Annotated in this window: 19 protein-coding genes and 1 tRNA gene; 11 read left to right on the top strand and 9 right to left on the bottom strand. The window is 67.5% G+C overall.

Going from position 1 to position 16,403, the window contains the following annotated elements; genetic code table 11:
• Positions 1-131 precede the first annotated feature (131 nt).
• The 3 genes from ASF00_RS16920 to ASF00_RS16910 are packed head-to-tail and all read right to left on the bottom strand — an operon-like array spanning position 132 to position 3,048.
• Positions 132-995, bottom strand: a complete 864-nt coding sequence (locus ASF00_RS16920) for a S1/P1 nuclease (RefSeq protein ID WP_055882050.1) — start codon at positions 993-995, stop codon at positions 132-134.
• Positions 992-1,912, bottom strand: coding sequence for an isoaspartyl peptidase/L-asparaginase family protein (locus tag ASF00_RS16915; RefSeq protein ID WP_055882047.1), 921 nt, complete (start codon positions 1,910-1,912; stop codon positions 992-994). The genes ASF00_RS16920 and ASF00_RS16915 overlap by 4 nt, the downstream gene beginning before the upstream one ends.
• Positions 1,909-3,048 carry an acyltransferase family protein gene (locus ASF00_RS16910; RefSeq protein WP_055882045.1) on the bottom strand — a complete coding sequence of 380 codons (1,140 nt, stop codon included), beginning with the start codon at positions 3,046-3,048 and terminating at the stop codon, positions 1,909-1,911. The genes ASF00_RS16915 and ASF00_RS16910 overlap by 4 nt, the downstream gene beginning before the upstream one ends.
• Before the next feature lie 181 nt (positions 3,049-3,229).
• Here ASF00_RS16910 and ASF00_RS16905 point away from each other — a divergent pair, with 181 nt between their 5' ends.
• Positions 3,230-3,427 carry a hypothetical protein gene (locus ASF00_RS16905; RefSeq protein ID WP_055882042.1) on the top strand — a complete coding sequence of 66 codons (198 nt, stop codon included), beginning with the start codon at positions 3,230-3,232 and terminating at the stop codon, positions 3,425-3,427.
• A gap of 359 nt (positions 3,428-3,786) precedes the next feature.
• On the opposite strand, the gene ASF00_RS16900 is transcribed toward ASF00_RS16905, so the two are convergent.
• Both ASF00_RS16900 and ASF00_RS16895 read right to left on the bottom strand, forming a co-directional pair.
• Complete coding sequence (locus ASF00_RS16900; RefSeq protein ID WP_055882039.1) at positions 3,787-5,043, bottom strand: MFS transporter; 1,257 nt, start codon at positions 5,041-5,043, stop codon at positions 3,787-3,789.
• Positions 5,044-5,090: 47 nt separating this feature from the next.
• Positions 5,091-5,414 (bottom strand): antibiotic biosynthesis monooxygenase, encoded by a 324-nt coding sequence (locus tag ASF00_RS16895; protein WP_055882037.1) that lies wholly within the window; start codon positions 5,412-5,414, stop codon positions 5,091-5,093.
• Positions 5,415-5,608: 194 nt separating this feature from the next.
• On the opposite strand from ASF00_RS16895, the gene ASF00_RS16890 reads away from it, so the two are divergent.
• A complete protein-coding gene (locus ASF00_RS16890) occupies positions 5,609-6,223 on the top strand; it encodes a class I SAM-dependent methyltransferase (RefSeq protein ID WP_055882467.1) in 615 nt (204 codons plus the stop codon).
• Positions 6,224-6,274: 51 nt separating this feature from the next.
• On the opposite strand, the gene ASF00_RS16885 is transcribed toward ASF00_RS16890, so the two are convergent.
• On the bottom strand, positions 6,275-7,435 hold the full coding sequence (locus tag ASF00_RS16885) for a phospholipase D-like domain-containing protein (RefSeq protein ID WP_055882463.1): 1,161 nt from the start codon (positions 7,433-7,435) through the stop codon (positions 6,275-6,277).
• 119 nt (positions 7,436-7,554) lie between these two features.
• On the opposite strand from ASF00_RS16885, the gene rpoZ reads away from it, so the two are divergent.
• Positions 7,555-7,899 carry a DNA-directed RNA polymerase subunit omega gene (gene rpoZ / locus ASF00_RS16880; RefSeq protein ID WP_055882033.1) on the top strand — a complete coding sequence of 115 codons (345 nt, stop codon included), beginning with the start codon at positions 7,555-7,557 and terminating at the stop codon, positions 7,897-7,899.
• Positions 7,900-8,280: 381 nt separating this feature from the next.
• On the opposite strand, the gene ASF00_RS16875 is transcribed toward rpoZ, so the two are convergent.
• Complete coding sequence (locus ASF00_RS16875; RefSeq protein ID WP_055882031.1) at positions 8,281-8,961, bottom strand: RlmE family RNA methyltransferase; 681 nt, start codon at positions 8,959-8,961, stop codon at positions 8,281-8,283.
• Complete coding sequence (locus ASF00_RS16870; RefSeq protein ID WP_055882028.1) at positions 8,958-9,998, bottom strand: Ppx/GppA phosphatase family protein; 1,041 nt, start codon at positions 9,996-9,998, stop codon at positions 8,958-8,960. Before ASF00_RS16870 ends, ASF00_RS16875 begins: the two co-directional genes overlap by 4 nt.
• A 185-nt stretch (positions 9,999-10,183) precedes the next feature.
• Between ASF00_RS16870 and ASF00_RS16865 the strand changes: the two genes are divergently transcribed.
• Together ASF00_RS16865 and ASF00_RS16860 are read left to right on the top strand one after the other, a co-directional pair.
• Positions 10,184-10,257, top strand: a tRNA-Gln gene (locus ASF00_RS16865).
• A 145-nt stretch (positions 10,258-10,402) separates the two neighbouring features.
• On the top strand, positions 10,403-10,810 hold the full coding sequence (locus ASF00_RS16860; protein ID WP_055882460.1) for an acyl-CoA thioesterase: 408 nt from the start codon (positions 10,403-10,405) through the stop codon (positions 10,808-10,810).
• Between the two features lie 63 nt (positions 10,811-10,873).
• On the opposite strand, the gene ASF00_RS16855 is transcribed toward ASF00_RS16860, so the two are convergent.
• Positions 10,874-12,268, bottom strand: coding sequence for a helix-turn-helix domain-containing protein (locus ASF00_RS16855; protein ID WP_055882024.1), 1,395 nt, complete (start codon positions 12,266-12,268; stop codon positions 10,874-10,876).
• A 101-nt stretch (positions 12,269-12,369) separates the two neighbouring features.
• Here ASF00_RS16855 and ASF00_RS16850 point away from each other — a divergent pair, with 101 nt between their 5' ends.
• The 6 genes from ASF00_RS16850 (at position 12,370) to ASF00_RS16825 (ending at position 16,329) form a co-directional block, all read left to right on the top strand.
• Complete coding sequence (locus tag ASF00_RS16850) at positions 12,370-13,896, top strand: acyl-CoA carboxylase subunit beta (RefSeq protein ID WP_055882022.1); 1,527 nt, start codon at positions 12,370-12,372, stop codon at positions 13,894-13,896.
• A gap of 135 nt (positions 13,897-14,031) precedes the next feature.
• Positions 14,032-14,547 (top strand): hypothetical protein, encoded by a 516-nt coding sequence (locus tag ASF00_RS16845; protein ID WP_055882019.1) that lies wholly within the window; start codon positions 14,032-14,034, stop codon positions 14,545-14,547.
• 54 nt (positions 14,548-14,601) lie between these two features.
• Positions 14,602-14,910 (top strand): hypothetical protein, encoded by a 309-nt coding sequence (locus ASF00_RS16840; RefSeq protein ID WP_055882017.1) that lies wholly within the window; start codon positions 14,602-14,604, stop codon positions 14,908-14,910.
• Complete coding sequence (locus tag ASF00_RS16835; RefSeq protein WP_055882014.1) at positions 14,907-15,128, top strand: hypothetical protein; 222 nt, start codon at positions 14,907-14,909, stop codon at positions 15,126-15,128. The genes ASF00_RS16840 and ASF00_RS16835 overlap by 4 nt, the downstream gene beginning before the upstream one ends.
• Positions 15,125-15,550: a methylmalonyl-CoA epimerase gene (mce, locus tag ASF00_RS16830; protein ID WP_055882011.1), complete on the top strand. Its 426-nt coding sequence runs from the start codon at positions 15,125-15,127 to the stop codon at positions 15,548-15,550. The genes ASF00_RS16835 and mce overlap by 4 nt, the downstream gene beginning before the upstream one ends.
• Complete coding sequence (locus ASF00_RS16825; protein WP_055882008.1) at positions 15,550-16,329, top strand: enoyl-CoA hydratase-related protein; 780 nt, start codon at positions 15,550-15,552, stop codon at positions 16,327-16,329. Before mce ends, ASF00_RS16825 begins: the two co-directional genes overlap by 1 nt.
• Positions 16,330-16,403: the final 74 nt, after the last annotated feature.

Genomic DNA, 16,403 nt, shown 5'->3' with positions numbered 1-16,403 from the left:
GGGAAGGAGGAGCCGAAGGCGACGGGAGGGAGAGGGGCTTTGGGATTCGCGTCGCGAGCCTCACGCCCCTCACCCTCCCACGTGCAAGAGCACGCGGGCCCCTCCCTCTCCCCGGAGGGGAGAGGGGACTTTCAGCCCAGCGCCTTGTCGAGCAGTTTCGCCAACCGGATCCCCCCGCGGCGAATCTCTTCGCGAGAGACCGGGACCATCTTCGCGATCGTCGCATCGTCCATCTTCACCCGCGCCGGCACCGCACCGCACGCATCGCCGCCAAGCGCCGCCGCATACGCCGTGTGCGAGGCGTCCCACGACTCCCGGCTCCAGTCGACGACCGTCCCCGCGCCGATCTTCGCGCGCTCGGCCGCCGGATAGCGCCGTACCAGCGACGGCGGCGTCGAGATCGCGCGCTCCGCCAGCGGGCCGTCCCAGACCGAATGCAGGTTGAACCGCGCCGGGCCATAGATGCCGTAGTCCGCCTTCACGTCGTTCCCGCCCTTGTCGTGGCGATCGCCGGCGTGGAGCGGCTGGTGGAGATCGCCGACGAAGTGGATCAGGAATGCCAGAGCCTGGACGCGGTCCTTCGGCGCAGTGGCGCGATCGCGCAGCAGCGTCACGTCGCGGTCGATCTGCGCCGAGACGCAGTCGCCGTCCTTGCACGCGGGCGTCAGGTCGAACGGCGCGCAGACGTCGGCGTTCTGGTAGTGCCAGCTATAGGCGAAGCCGAAGCGCGACTTGCCGTCGGCGGTTTTCAGCGGCTTGATGCAGTCCGCCCAGACGCTGGCTTCCTCGATCGTGCCGGCGGGGCATTCGGGCGTCTCGAGCAACGCCTGTTGCGCCAGCAGCCGGCGGATCGCCGCCTTGGTCTTGGGCGTGACGTTGGCATAGGCGATCTGCGCGACGGTCTGGTGACCATATTCCCAGAACGCGGTGGCGGGGGAGGCGAGGCCGAGCATGGCCAGCGCGGACGATGCCGCGGCGAGGATAAAGCGCTTCATACCGGCTCGTTAGCGTAGATCGCGACGGTCCGGCACCCCGCGGACGATGCCGTCCCGCGGTACATGCCGACGGTGTTGAACCCCCATGCCATGTCGCCGTCCGGGCCTGCGACGATCACGCCGCCGGTGCCGCCGAGCGCCTTCACTTCGGCGAGTACCGCGTCGGCGGCGACCTGCAGCGATTCGCCTGCCAGGCGGACTCGTGCGGCGATCTCATGGCCGACGCCGATGCGCAGGAAGAACTCGCCCGAGCCGGTGCACGACACCGCGCACGCGCGATCGTCGGCGAAGGTGCCTGCGCCGATCACGGGCGAATCGCCGATCCGGCCCCAGCGCTTGCCGGTCACGCCGCCGGTCGAGGTGGCAGCGGCGACATGGCCGTGCGCGTCACACGCGACCGCGCCGACGGTGCCGTATTTCATGTCGACGTCGAACCCGCCGCCATCGGCCTGGAACTCGGCGAACTGGCGCGTGCGCTCGGGCGTGGCGAACCAGTCCGCCCCCGCCTGTTCGAGCCCGTGTTCGCGCGAAAAGGCGTCGGCGCCCTTGCCCGCGAGAAAGACGTGCCGGCCGTCGTCGAGGATCGCGCGGGCGAGGCCGACCGGATTGCGCGTGGCGGTGGCCGCCGCGACCGCTCCAGCGGCGCGGGTGCGCCCGTCCATGATCGCGGCATCGAGCTCGAGCGTGCCGTCATGCGTGAACACCGCGCCGCGCCCCGAATTGAAGTGGAGGTCGTCCTCCAGCACCCGGACCGCCGCCTCGACCGCGTCGAGCGCGCTGCCGCCATCCGCCAGCACCGCGGATCCGGCGTCGAGCGCGTTCGACAGGCCGGCGCGCGCGCCCGCGTCCTGCTCTGGCGAGACCATCTCGCTGTCGAGTTTGCCAGCGCCGCCGTGGATGACGAGAGTCCAGGTCATGCTGAGTCTTTCGAGGGGAGGGCGCGCAGGCCGATGAGCGGGCGGAGCGGCGCGATGCCGCGGCCGATCCGGTAGAAGGCGATGCAGCCGACGATCGTCGCGGCGAGCAGGCAGGCGAACTCCGCCCAGCCCGGCAGCCCGGCCGGGAGCAGCGCGTACATCACGAGCACGATGATCGTCTGGTGGATCAGGTAGAACGGGAACACCGCCTCGGTCAGCACCGGGCGCCAGCGATGGTCGTGGTTCCAGTGGCGTTCGGCGATCCCGATCAGCGCAACGATCGCGCCCCATTGCTCGAGCGCGTGCGCAACGCCGTACGCCGGGTAGATCCAGCGCGGTGCGACGATGTCGCCCGGCCATTCCAGCTCGACCGCAAGAACCGCGAGATAGCCGAGCAGCGCGACCGCGGCGCCGGCTTTCCACCAGCGCGCGATCGCCGCCATTGCGGGGTCGGAGCGGGCGAGGCCGAAGCCGAACAGGAAGGCGGGGAAATAGGTGACGTGCGCGACCCAGTCACCATAGAGCGCCTGTGTTTCGGCGGCCATCAGGAACCACCAGCCATGCACGAAGACGAGCCATGCGACGGGGAGAAGGAGGACCGCCGGGCTGCCAAACATCCAATCGAACGCGCGTTGCAGCCAGGGGCCGCGGATGACGATCAGGCCGAGCGTCAGCGCGGTCGTATAGGCCCAGAGATAGACCACGAACCAGAGATGGTTCCACGTCGGCAGCATGATCCCGGCGAGCTTGCCGAACCGGAAATAGTCGTGGCTCCAGAACGTCAGATAGCTGCCGGCATAGCCATGCTTGGTGACCAGCTCGACCCAGGGTTGCGGTGGCACGACCACCGCGATGCCGAACAGCAAAGGCACGAGCAACCGGTAGCAGCGATTGGCGAAGAACGCGCCCGTGCCGCGCGACCGGTTCAGCAGCGCGCGGCTGGCATAGCCCGAGACGACGAACAGCAGCATCAGCCGCCACGCATTGCTCGCCAGCATCGGCAGCCGCACCCAGTTCTCGACATGGAGCGACTTCACATGGAAGTTCCACGGCACGAAGACCATGCCGATATGGTAGAGGATCAGCAGCGCGAACGCGCCGATCCGCAGCCAGTCCATGCCGTAGTGCCGGGTCATCGCAGCGCAGTAGGGGGCGGGGGGCAGTGCGGCAAGCGCGAGACGGGCGGGGTGGTGTCCAGAACGCGCCGGTATTCAGCATCTTGCTCGAAAATGCGCAAACGGCCAGCCATTGCTTCGGACGTGGATTGGTCTGCATTCGGACCTGCCATCGGCGGCGCGATCCTGCTATCTGCCGAAAATGTTGAGAACACGGATCAAAAGACGCGCGGCAAAGGCCGACCACGCGGTCGTGCGGCTTGCCGCTGTACAGGCGTCGGTGACGGCGCTTGGCGACGAGGACCTGCTCGACCTGGCGGACATATTTTCCGGCGACGGGCGCGGCCCGTTGGGCGAGATGGCCTCTGCGGAAGTGCTGAAACGCAATCTCAGCCTGTAACGCTCCTCGGTGCATCGGCGTCAGGCCTATCGGAAGCGAGGTCCGATCCCTGCGATGACGCGAGGCGGCTCGGCTCGCACACTTGGGGGCGACGCCACCGTAGAGGAGCTCGCCGTCGCGCCGCTGTCCGTCAGGATGTCGCCCCCAGCGATGAACACACCCCCCAGCCCTGGCCATTTGCGCGGCATGCCGGCGGGGGCGATCCGCACGACCACTCCCAGGACCGCTGAGCGGGCAATTGGCCGACGGCCGCCTCGTCCGTGCTTCTTCGGACCAAGGGCCACGGGTTGCGGGCCGTCATCGGAGCGGCCGCGAGCCGGAATGATGCGCCAGCGATAGAGCGCGGGCGAGGGGACGCCTCAGCTTCCCGCATCCTTTAGCGCCACATAGGCATAGGCGATCATCGCGATACATGCCGCGCCTGCCACCAGGTAGGGCAGCGAATGCTGGGCTTCGTACAGGCCGACGCCGATCGAGGGGCCAAGCACGAAGCTCGCGCCGTTGATGCTCGTCACTTTCCCCGCGACCGAGCCCTGCGCATTGGCGCCGACCGCCAGCGACGACCCCGCGGTGAACCCCGGCCGGGTGAAGCCGAAACCGAGGCTCGCCAGCGCATAGGCGGTCGCGATCGTGTAGAGCGACGTCGCCAGTCCCGTCAGCGCGGTGCCCGCCGCGGCCAGCACCAGCCCGGTCAGCACAAGCTGGCGCGGGGTCAGGTTCAACCGCGGGATGATCCCCCATTGTGCGAGCAGCGCGGCGCCGGCGCCCATCATCAGCACGATCCCGGTCGGCTCGAGCGCGGACGCCGGTGCAAGGTGGAGGCGGTCGATCACCAGGAAGCCGATCGCCTGTCCGGTCATCGCCTGCGCATGGCCCATCACCAGCCCGGCGATCATCCAGGCACGAATCCGGGGATCGGTATAGGCGACATGCTCGGCGTGCGATTCGGTCGCGGCGGCGACCGAGGCCCCGGTCGGCGCGCCACCGATCGAGGGATAGGCGGAGCTGGCACCATGCGTTTCGTGCGACGCGACGATTCGGTCGTCCGGCAGCATCCGTCGCACGGTGATCCACACCGCCACCCCGAACACCGCGAACAGGAACGCCGGGCCCGACAGGCCGATCTCGACGCCACCGATCGACCCCAGGATCAGATATGGCGCGATCGCCGGCCCCAAAATGGTGCCGAGACCAAATGCGGAGGCGAGCAGGGTCAGCGCCTTGGTCCGTTCCTCGCGTGTCGTCTCGCCCGCGACGAGCGCCTGTACCGCCGGCGGCGCGGCGGCGCCGAACGTGCCGTAGATCAGTCGCCCGCCGATGAAGCACAGGAACGCCGCGGTCCCGCCAATCCAGGCGTTGATCCCCGCCAGCAGGAAGACGCCGCACACGGTGAGCGACACGCTGAACCCGCCGACGCCGAGCAGGATCATCGCCCGGCGACCATGCCGGTCCGATCGCTTCGCCCAGAACGGCGCGGCGATCACCCACAGCAGCGCGGATACCGAGAACGCCGCCGCAACCGCGCTGTCGGCGACGCCGAGCGACCGGCCGAGCGCCGGCAGCACCGATTGCAGCGCGGTGTTCCCCGCTGCGATCGTCAGCATCACGAGAAACATCAGTGCGAACCGCCGATCGATCCTCGGTGTGTCGGTCGATGCTCCGGTCACGGCCGCGTCCAGGCATAAGCGCGCTCGACCCGCGTCACGCTCACCGCATAGCGGTCGTACCAGCGCGCGCGGCCCCGATCGCGAATCGCGGCATGCTCGGGATGGTCGCGCCACGCGATCGCGGCCGCATCGTCCGCCCAATAGCTGACGGTGATCCCCATGCCGTCCGCCTCGCGCGCGCTGTCGACGCCACGATAGCCTGGCTGCACGGCAGCGAGTGCGTCCATCGCCGCCGCGGCCTCGGCATAGCCGATGGCGTCCGCGTCGTTACGGAACGACGTGAAAATCACCGCTATCTGTCCTGTACGATCGTCGTTCATGATCGCTTGCTTAAGCGATCGGACAGGCTTGGCAACGCCGGCGGAACATCGACCGAACCCACGGGCGCGGCATGATGTCGCGCTCGGTTCGTCGCCGCATGCAACTCGCAGGCCTTGAAACGCGTTCGGAATTCGTGCGACGGGAGGTGCAAAGCCTCGCCGTCGTTGCGGGACCCCTGACCGTAAGGAACACGATGCCCAGTTCGACCACCGCCACCCGGCGCGCACGCAGCCGCCCCGCCGGCGTGCCGTCTCCGTGGCAGATGTTCTTTTCGGGGTTTCTGAAACATCCCGTCATGGTCGGATCGATCGTGCCGTCGTCGGACAAGCTGATCCGCAAGATGCTCGACCCGGTCGACTGGGCAAACTGCAAGCTGTTCGTCGAATACGGCCCGGGCGTCGGCACCTTCTGCCGCCCGATCCTCGACCGGATGGCACCCGATGCCAAGCTGGTGGTGATCGACACCAACCCCGATTTCATCCGATATCTGCGCCACACGATCACCGATCCGCGATTCTTCGCAGTGCTGGGCTCGGCGGACGAGGTCGAGACGATCGTCGCCGATCATGGCTTCGAAAAGGCCGATTACGTCCTGTCGGGTCTGCCGTTCTCGACGCTGCCTCCCGGCGTCGGTCCGGCGATCGCCACCGCGACGCATGCCGTACTGCGCAGCGGCGGTGCATTTCTGGTCTATCAGTTCTCGCCCAAGGTGAAGGACTTCCTCACCCCGCACTTCGAGTCGATCGATCACGACATGGAGTGGTGGAACGTACCGCCGGCGCAGCTGTACTGGGCCTGGAAGGACTGACGCGCACCGCAGACCTCGCCACCTCGCTCTGGCGGGGAGGGGCGGCCGCGCCTATTCGTCGATCCCGAAGTTCAACCCGCGCGACAGGCTTGGGTCGACGACCGCAACGACGAAATAGGCCGCGAACTGCTTGATCCGCTGCACCCAGCCGGTGTTGGCGCGGTAAAGCGCTCCGGTCACTTCGGTCGACTTGGCGATCTCGCCGTCGACATAGCGGCGGACGTGCGCGGCGAACGCGGCATCCTCGATCCGCAGCATCAGCTCCATGTTGATGAACAGGCTACGCATGTCGAAATTGGCCGAGCCGATATGGACCGCATCGTCGATCACGTAGAGCTTGGTGTGGAGCTTGGTCGGCTGGTATTCGAACACGCGGACGCCCTTGCGCAACAGCCCCGCATAGGTGAACCGCGCGGCGGCGATCGTCGCGTTGTTGTCCGATTTGCTGGCGGTGACGATCCGGACGCCGGCCTGTCGCCGTCCCGCCTTGTCGAGGCGCCGCAACAAGGCGGGGCTCGGCGTGAAATAGCCCGCGATGATGTCGATCCGCCGTCCGCGCCGCATGTCGTCGCGCACCGCGCGCGCCCAGGGGGACAGCTTGCGGGTCGGTCCGCCGATCAGCCAGCGGGTCGCGCCCGTCGTCTCGCTCCAGCGCGATAGCGCGGCGTTCAGGTGGCGCAGCTTGCCCTTGGGGTCGTGGATCCAGTCCTTCAGCGCATCGAAATACCCCGCCAGCCGCCCCGCTGCCGGCCCTTCGACCAGCAGGCCGAGATCGCGCCAGGCCTGGTCGGCGGCGGTCCCGAAATAATCGTCCTCGATGTTGAAGCCGCCGATGATGATCCGGGCTTCGTCGGCGAGCGCGAGCTTCTGGTGATTGCGCAGCAGATAGCGGCGGCCGAACCGCGCGGAAAAGCGGCAGACCGAAATGCCGGCGGACTCCAGCGGTTCGAAAAAGGCATGCGGCGCGTCGTCGCTGCCGAAGCCGTCAACGATCAGCGCGACCGCGACACCGCGCTCGGCGGCGGCGATCAGCGCCGCGTTGACGCGTTTGCCGGACTCGTCGTCGGCATAGATGTAGTAGAGCACGCGCAACGACCGCTCGGCCCCATCGATCAGCGCCAGCACCGCGTCGAGGCGCCGGGGGCCGGTGTCGAGCAGGGTCATCTGGTTGCCGTCGACGGCAAAGGTCGGCTGGTCTGCGGGATCGTCCATGGCGCGAGTGATGACCACGCGGCGGCGGCGGTTGCAACCCGCGGCGGTTTTCTTGACTTTGCGGGCCATCGCCCGTAGGCGACGCATTCTCATTCTATCGTTGTTACGAAGGAAGCCGCATGGCGCGCGTTACCGTCGAGGATTGTGTCGACAAGATCCCAAACCGGTTCGACCTGGTGTTGTTCGCGGCGCAGCGTGCGCGCCAGATCTCGGGCGGCGCCGAACTGACGCTCGACCGCGACCGCGACAAGAATCCGGTCGTCGCGCTGCGCGAGATCGCCGACGAGAACGTCAAGCCGGCGCATCTCAAGGAACAGGTCATCCAGGGTCTGCAGAAGGTTCGCGTCGACGACGACGATGAAGTCGATGCCGTCGGCAGCCTGGCCGCATCGGCCGAGGCGCTTCGCCTGACCGCCGCTGCACCGCCGCGGAACCAGAATCTGGGTGCGGACTACGAAGGTTGAGGCAGCGGGATTAGCGAAAGCTAATCCGCGGCTCGGCCGAAACCCCGGCCGTCGGGCATCGCCCGACCGACGACGCGGCTTTGCCGCGGCGCCCGACATAGAGAGAGCCCGTGGACCCAAGTCCACGGGCTTTTTCTTTGACTGGTTTCCGTAGAGGGACGCACCGTTCACCCTCGGAAAGGGGAGGGCAGGCGCCGCGCGAGTCCCGGCTCCTTGTTCTCCCGCGAAGGCGGGAGCCCAGGCTGGGTCCCCGCCTTCGCGGGACACACATTTTGTCACGAGCCGGTGCGGTTGGTATCACCCCGAGGCAGAGCGTCGCGGCGAAGCCGCGTCGTCAGTCGTCGCTGCGCGACGCTGGCCGGGGGCGGTCCGCGACGCGGATCAGCGAGGCTGATCCGCTGACCGACCCTTGAACCCCTGCGCCACCACGAACCACTCGACCGAGCCTTTCCGGCTCGCCGGCGGCTTGGCATGCTTCACTGTCTTGAAGTTCCGCTTCATTTCCGCGACCAGCTCGGAATCGGCACCCCCTGCGAACACCTTCGACACGAACGTCCCGCCGGGCTCGAGCACCTCGCACGCAAAGTGCAGCGCGGTCTCGACCAGCGCCATCGTCCTGAGCGCATCGGTCTGCGGATGGCCGACCGTGTTCGCGGCCATGTCCGACAGCACCAGGTCGGGTGCGCCGCCCAGTGCTTCGATCAGCTTGCCGGGGGCGGCATCGTCGAGGAAGTCCATCTCGAAGATCGTCACGCCGTCGATCGGATCGACCGGGAGCAGATCGATCCCGACCACCGCCGCCTTGGGGATCCGCCGGCGGATAACCTGCGCCCAGCCGCCCGGCGCGATCCCCAGATCGACCACGCGCTTGCTTCCGCGGATCAACTCGAACCGCTCGTCGAGCTCGATCAACTTGTACGCCGCCCGGCTGCGATAGCCGTCGGCCTTGGCGCGCTTCACATAGGGATCGTTCAGCTGCCGCTCGAGCCAGCGCGTCGACTGCGCGGTGCGCTTGCGCGCGGTGAGGACGCGGACATGCCCGCCGGACCCACCCCGACTCACGCTGCGATCCCCGACTTGCCCGGCTTGGGGGCACCCATCAGCCGGCGGAGGATGCCTTCGCGAATACCGCGGTCGGCGATGCCGAGCCGCTCGGCGGGCCACAAATCCATGATCGTCTCCAGAATCGCACAGCCCGCGACCACCAGGTCGGCGCGCTCGTTGCCGATGCACGGCAGTTTGGCGCGCTCCGTGATCGACATATGGGAAAGGTCGGCGCTGATCCGCCGCATTGCCGACGCCGGCACGATCAGCCCGTCGACCACCGACCGGTCGTAATGGCTGAGCCCGAGATGCACGCTGCCAAGCGTCGTCACCGTGCCGCTGGTGCCGAGCAGCCGCGGTCGTTCGATGTGTCGCGGCAACCGCGCGGCGAATCCCGCGAAACTGTCCGCGACGACGGTGCGCATCCGTGCATAGGCGGCACGACGTCCGTCTTCGCCTTCGCCGCCGCCGGCATGTTCGGTGAGCGACACGACGCCCCATGGTGCGGAGTGCCAGTCGAGTACGGTCGGGATTGGCGTCGAGGTATCGACCAGTACAAGCTCGGTCGACCCGCCGCCGATATCGAACACGAGTGCCGGGTCCTCGCCGGGCTCGATCAACGCATGGCAGCCGAGCACGGCCAGCCGCGCCTCTTCCTCGGCCGAAATGATATCGAGGTGAATCCCGGTTTCCGCCAGCGCGCGTGCGATAAACGCAGGGCCGTTCGACGCTTGCCGGCACGCCTCGGTCGCGACCGATCGCGCCAGGGTTACATTGCGCCGTTGAAGCTTTTCGGAACACACTCGCAGAGCGGCGATCGTCCGCTCGATCGCCGCGTCGCTCAGCTTGCCGGTCGACGCCAGGCCCTCGCCAAGCCGGACGATTCGCGAGAACGCATCGATCACCGCAAACCCGCCCGCCTGCGGCCGCGCGATCAGCAATCTGCAATTGTTGGTACCCAGATCCAGCGCGGCAAATGCCTGCGCATCGGCCCACCGCCCTCGACTGGGCCGGGTCGCCGCCGGACGGGCAGGACTGCCCTGCCGGAACGGCATTCGGGCGGAAACATCCCCCATCGCCGTAAAACTCGCTATCTATATCTGCCGCCGCGGGAAAATACCCGCCCGGTGCTTGAGGCCGAATGTAGCGCGGCGGCACGATTACGCAAGCGAAGTGGCGAATCGGTATCATCTTAGCGTTGACAGCACGAAACCGCCCGCCTAGATCGCGCCCTCGCTGATGCCCCGTCGTCTAATGGTAAGACTGCGGTTTCTGATACCGCCTATTGAGGTTCGAATCCTCACGGGGCATCCAGCGCGTTCTGGCCGCTTGCGTCCCCTTGCCGATGCGCCGCCGAGTGCTTTTGCACACCGATACGCGCAAATTCTTGGATCATGAGACGGATGGTCGCCGCGTTCGCACGCCCGTCATCGCTATGTTCAGGTTCGCATGCTATAGGATGCGTGTGTCTACAGCGCTCCCTCATCAATACGCCATCGGCATCGAGCCGGCCGACATCGACTTCATGGGTCACGTCAACAACGCGAACTATCTGAAGTGGGTTCAGGCGGCGGTGATCGATCATTGGCAGCGGCTCGCGCCTGCCGATGCGGTCGCAGGGCATCTGTGGGTCGCGCTCAAGCACGAGATCACGTACCGCAAGCCGGCGTTCCTCGACGACGACGTCATCGCGACGGTGCTGCTCGAAAAGGTGCAGGGCGCGCGCGCGTTCTACGAGACGATCATCAAGCGCGGCGAGGATGTGCTCGCCGAGGTGAAGTCGAGCTGGTGCTGCCTCGACGCGGAAACGCTGCGACCCTCGCGACTCGCGAGCAACGTGGTCGAGCGCTTCTTCCCGAAGGATTGATATCGCCCGACGATAGAGCCACCACCCCGGCCTTCGCCGGGATGGTGCGTCGAATCAAGCGCGTTACACGACCTCGTACGGCACAGCCCCGCGGCGGTTCGGATCGACTCGGATGTCGCTGGCCGCCGGTGGAAACGCCCGCTGGTCGCAGTCGGTGCGCAGGCAGATGCGGCACGACGACCCGATCGGGGTCGCGATGCCTCCGGTCCCCAGCGCGTCCGCATAGATGAACTCCGACGCATTCGCCTCCTCGCACCCCAGCGCCACAGCATAGCGCCGCGCCGGCCGCGTATAGGTCTCGGACGGCTTCACCAGCCCCTTCGCCATCGAGACGTAGCGGATCCCGTCGGTCGTCTCGATCAACTGCGTCAGGATCCGGTCGGGGATGGCGACCGCCTCGTGAACGATCCACAGCGGGCACGCCCCCCCGAACCGCGCGAACTGCAACCGCGTGGCCGAATGCCGCTTGGTGATGTTGCCCGCCATGTCGACCCGGCAGAAGAAGAACGGGATGCCGAGCGCACCGGGGCGCTGCAATGTCGAGAGCCGGTGGCAGGTCTGCTCGAAGCTCGTCCCGAAGATCCGCCGCAGCCGGTCGATATCGTGGCGGACGTTGCGCGCCTCGGCACGGAAGCGGGTATAGGGCATCACGATCGCCCCTGCCGCGTAATTGGTGAGCCCCGCGGTGAGCAGCGCGCGCGCGGTTTCCGACACCATCTCCGATGCGGCGACGATCCCGCCGATCACGTCGCCGAATTCGTGCCGTGCGACCTGATGCGCGAGCGAGAACAGGATCGTCTCGCCCGGCTGCGACCCATCGAGCCGCAGCGTCGCGCCGTCATACTCGCGCAGCGGCGCGGCGAGTGCGCCCGAGATGGCCACCGATACGCCGCGCGCCGCGAGCCGCGCCTCGAGCGCCGCGATCCGGTCGCTGCCAAGCGTCTCGCCAATCTCCTCCGCGCGGCGGTCGAGCGTGTCGACATAATTGCCCGCCGCGTGAAACCAGTCGCGCACGTCCTCCCAGGGGAGCAGCCCCGGCGCGCCCGATCCCGCGACCAGCCGGTCGTCGAGCGCGCGCAACTGCTCCTGCGCGCGGCGATAGGCGTCGTGCATTGCGACGAGCCGCTGCGCGAGCAACGGCTGGTGCTTCACCGCGCGACGGATCGCGCTTTCGTCGAGCGTCGGGGCGGCGACGCTGGTGTCGGTGACCGCCTCGAGCGTCGCGACCAGCAGTGCGGTGTCATCCGCGGCATCGATGCTGCCCCAGTCGGCGGGAAATTCGCGCGCGAGCGTCACGAGCACCGCCTCGCTCACCGGGCGATCGCCATTCTCGATCTGCGAGAGATAGCTGACCGAGATGCCGATCCGGACCGCCATCGCCGCCTGGCTGATCCCGAGCGTCCCGCGAAGCGCGCGCAACCGGTGTCCGACGAAGAGGCGGCGAGGGGGCGTGGTCATACTCTGTGCCTAGTTTGCAAACATGGGCGGCACAAGTTTGCAACATTGCATTTGCGCGAAGCGTCCCGCTCTGTGAAGGCCAGCAACAGGACGGAGAGACGATGTCATCGACGATCGAAGAGCTTGAACGACGCCGCGAAGCCGCAAGAGTGGGCGGGGGTATCAAGCGGATCGCAGCGCAGCACGCCAAGGGGAAGCTCACCGCGAGGGAGCGCCTTGACGTGCTGCTGGACGAGGGGTCGTTCGAGGAGCTCGACATGTATGTCGAGCATAACTGCGTCGATTTCGGCATGCAGGACCAGGTGATCCCCGGCGACGGCGTGGTCACGGGCTCGGGCACGATCAACGGCCGCCTCGTCTTTGTCTTCAGCCAGGATTTCACGGTATTCGGCGGGTCGCTCAGCGAGCGTCATGCGCAGAAGATCTGCAAGGTGATGGACAGCGCGATGAAGGTCGGCGCGCCGATCATCGGGCTGAACGACAGCGGCGGCGCGCGCATCCAGGAGGGGGTCGCCTCGCTCGGCGGCTATGCCGAGGTGTTCCAGCGCAATGCGCTCGCCAGTGGCGTGGTGCCGCAGCTTTCGCTGATCATGGGGCCTTGCGCCGGCGGTGCGGTCTACAGCCCTGCGATGACCGACTTCATCTTCATGGTGAAGGATTCGAGCTACATGTTCGTCACCGGCCCCGACGTGGTCAAGACGGTGACAAACGAGGTCGTGACGCAGGAGGCGCTCGGCGGCGCGGTGACGCACACGACCAAAACGTCGGTCGCCGACAACGCGTTCGAGAACGATATCGAGGCGCTGCTCGCGGCGCGCGACTTCTTCGATTTCCTGCCCGAATCGAACCGCGCCGGGGTGCCCGAGCGGCCGACCGCGGACGAATGGGACCGGATCGAGAACAGCCTCGACACACTGGTCCCCGCATCGGCGAACCAGCCCTACGACATGCACGAGCTGATCCGAAAGGTCGTCGACGAGGGCGATTTCTTCGAGACGCAGCCGGCGCATGCGGCCAACATCATCACCGGCTTCGGCCGGATCGAGGGGCGCACCGTCGGCTTCGTCGCGAACCAGCCGATGGTGCTGGCGGGCGTGCTCGACATCAATTCGTCGAAAAAGGCGGCGCGGTTCGTGCGCTTCTGCGACGCGTTCGAGATCCCGATCGTGACGTTCGTCGACGTCCCCGGCTTCCTGCCCGGCACCGCGCAGGAGCATAACGGCATCATCAAGCATGGCGCAAAACTGCTGTTCGCCTATGCCGAGGCGACCGTGCCCAAGATCACCGTCATCACGCGCAAAGCCTATGGCGGTGCGTACGACGTGATGGCGTCGAAGCATCTGCGCGGCGACTTGAACTATGCGTGGCCGACCGCGGAGATCGCGGTGATGGGCGCGAAGGGCGCGGTCGAGATCATATTCCGTGGCAAGACGCCCGAGGAGATCGCCGAGCGCACCGCGGAGTACGAGGCGCGCTTCGCCAATCCGTTCGTCGCGGCGTCAAAGGGGTTCATCGACGAGGTGATCCAGCCGCACTCGACCCGCCGCCGGATTGCGCTCGGTCTACGGAAACTCCGCGGCAAGAGCCTGGAGAATCCGTGGAAGAAGCATGATAACATTCCGCTGTGACCCCGCTTGTCATGCGGTCCGGCCCGGCCTCCGTCACCCCAGCGACTGCTGGGATCTGGCGCGGGCGGGGTGTGGTTCGCGTGCTGAAACTTCGGTATCCGCTGGAGTGATGAGGTGCCGGGGGACGGAGGTATCATGCTAGCGTTTCTCCTGCTTCTCCAGGCCGCCGCACCCGCGCCAGCCGCCCCCGCCTGGAAGCTCGCCGACCGCACCAGTCCCGCGGGCGTGCGCAGCATCTCCGCATCGGTTACCGGCAATGACGGGCTCTCACGGTTCGTCGTGAAATGCGACGTCGCGTCCGAACCGATCGTGTCGATCCAGTTCATCCAGCCGCAGCCGCTCGGGTCCGGTGCGGACAAGCCCGTCGCGGTGCGGTTCGATGGCGGGCCGGCGTTCACCTATAATTGGCAGTTTCCGGGGACGGGGACCTATGTCACCGATCCCGAGGCGATCACCAAGCTGACCAGTTTCCTGGTCAAGTCGAAGACGGTGCGCGTCGAGACGACCAATGGCGCAAGCTTTGCGGTGCAGGCGAACTTCGCCGCGCCGGCCAGCGATGCGATGGTGCGGCAGGTGCTCGGCGTCTGTGGGTACACGCTCGGGGTCGTTCCCCCGGTGCCCGCCAAGCCCGCTGCGGAGTCGGCCGAATGACGCGTTGTATCGCTGCCAGCCGCACATTATCATGTCATGATAAGGAGTCGTGACATGCAGACCGAACGCGTGACGTTTCTGACCTCGCCCGATCACAAGGCGGCGCTCGATGCCTTTGCCGCCAGCAACGGTAAATCCGTCGGCCACGTCCTGCGCGAGGCCTCCACGCGGTATCTCGCGGCGGAGGACCGTGCCGACGGGGACGATGACAAGGCGCTGGCGCTGATCCTGCCGGAGATAGAGGCGATGTTGCCGCACTGGCATGCGAAGATCGATTCGATGGAGCAGTCGATCGACCGCGCGCTCGAGGCGATCGAGCGTGCGCTGGCGGGCGACCCGGTCCCGCTGAGCCACGCCGCATGAGCGCGACCGAGAAGGCATTCGGCGTCATCAAGGCGTTGCTGACGTACCAGGAAAGGCTCGATGGGCTCGACGCGAAACTCACCGGGCTGAGCGCGGGGCTCGCGCGCCTCGCCGACAGCCACGTCGCGTTGCGCGAACGCGTCAGCCGCATCGAGGGACTGATCGAGGGCGCCGCGATGGCGCGCCGGACGCCCGACAGCCCGAGGATCGAGGGATGACCGCTGTGCTTGGCCGCCTCAACCATGTCGGCGTCGCGACGCCGTCGATCGCGAAGTCGATCGAGACGTATCGCACGCTGCTCGGTGCGACTGCGATCGGTGAGCCGTTCGATCTGCCGGCGCAGGGGGTGAAGGTGTGCTTCATCGACGCGCCCAACACGCAGATCGAGCTGATCGAGCCGTATGACGAGAGCTCGCCGATCGCGGGGTTCCTGCGCAAGAATCCGGCGGGCGGGCAGCATCATGTCTGCTTCGAGGTCGCGGATATCGACGCGGCGGTCGCCGATTTGAAGGCGAAGGGCGCGACCGTGCTGGGTGCGCCGCGGATCGGCGCGCATGGCACGCCGATCGTGTTCGTGCACCCGAAGGACTTTGGCGGGATGCTCGTCGAACTCATGGAAACACCGAAGGGCGCACACTGATGGCCGAGCATATCCTGAGCGAACGGCGCGGCGACGTGCTGGTTTTGACGCTGAACCGCCCCGACCGGCTGAATGCCGCGCCGCCTGCGATGTTCGAGGAACTGGCGGCGGCACTCGGCGATCTGGACGGCGCGCGCGCGGTGCTGATCGCGGGCGCGGGGCGCGCATTCTGCTCGGGCGCGGACGTCGGCGGCGGGGCGCTCGGCTCGGACAATCCGGGCGAGGCGACCTATGCGGCGCTGACCGGCAGCTATAATCCGACGATGGTGGCGATCGCCGACCTGTCGGTGCCGGTGGTCAGCGCGGTGCGCGGGCCGGCGGCGGGGATCGGCTGCAGCCTCGCGCTCGCCGCCGATTTCTGCGTCGCGAGCGAGAGTGCGTATTTTCTCCAGGCGTTCGTCAATATCGGGCTCGTGCCCGATGGCGGCGCGTCGTGGATGCTGCCGCGGCTGATCGGGCGCGCGCGCGCGACCGAGATGATGATGCTGGGCGAGCGCGTGCCCGCGGCCAAGGCGCTCAACTGGGGGATGGTGCACAAGGTCGTCGCCGACGACGCGCTGGACGGCGAGGCGTTTGCGCTGGCCGAGCGGCTGGCGGCGATGCCGACGGTGGCGCTCGGGCTGATGCGGCGCGCGATCACCGCGGCGTATGAGAGCGATTATGCGGGCGCGATGGAGGCCGAGGCGGTCAACCAGCGCGCGGCGCGCGGGTCGGCGGATTCGATGGAGGGCGGCATCGCGTTCCTGGCGAAGCGCAAGCCGGTGTTCACGGGAAAGTGACTTCCGTTTTCCGCACCACCCCGGCGAAGGCCGGGGCCCAATTGGGTGGCGGCGAATTGGCCGGTGCTCCGCTG

Source organism: Sphingomonas sp. Leaf34 (assembly GCF_001421805.1).
GTDB lineage: Bacteria > Pseudomonadota > Alphaproteobacteria > Sphingomonadales > Sphingomonadaceae > Sphingomonas.
This window is presented reverse-complemented; position numbering and strand designations above follow the sequence as displayed.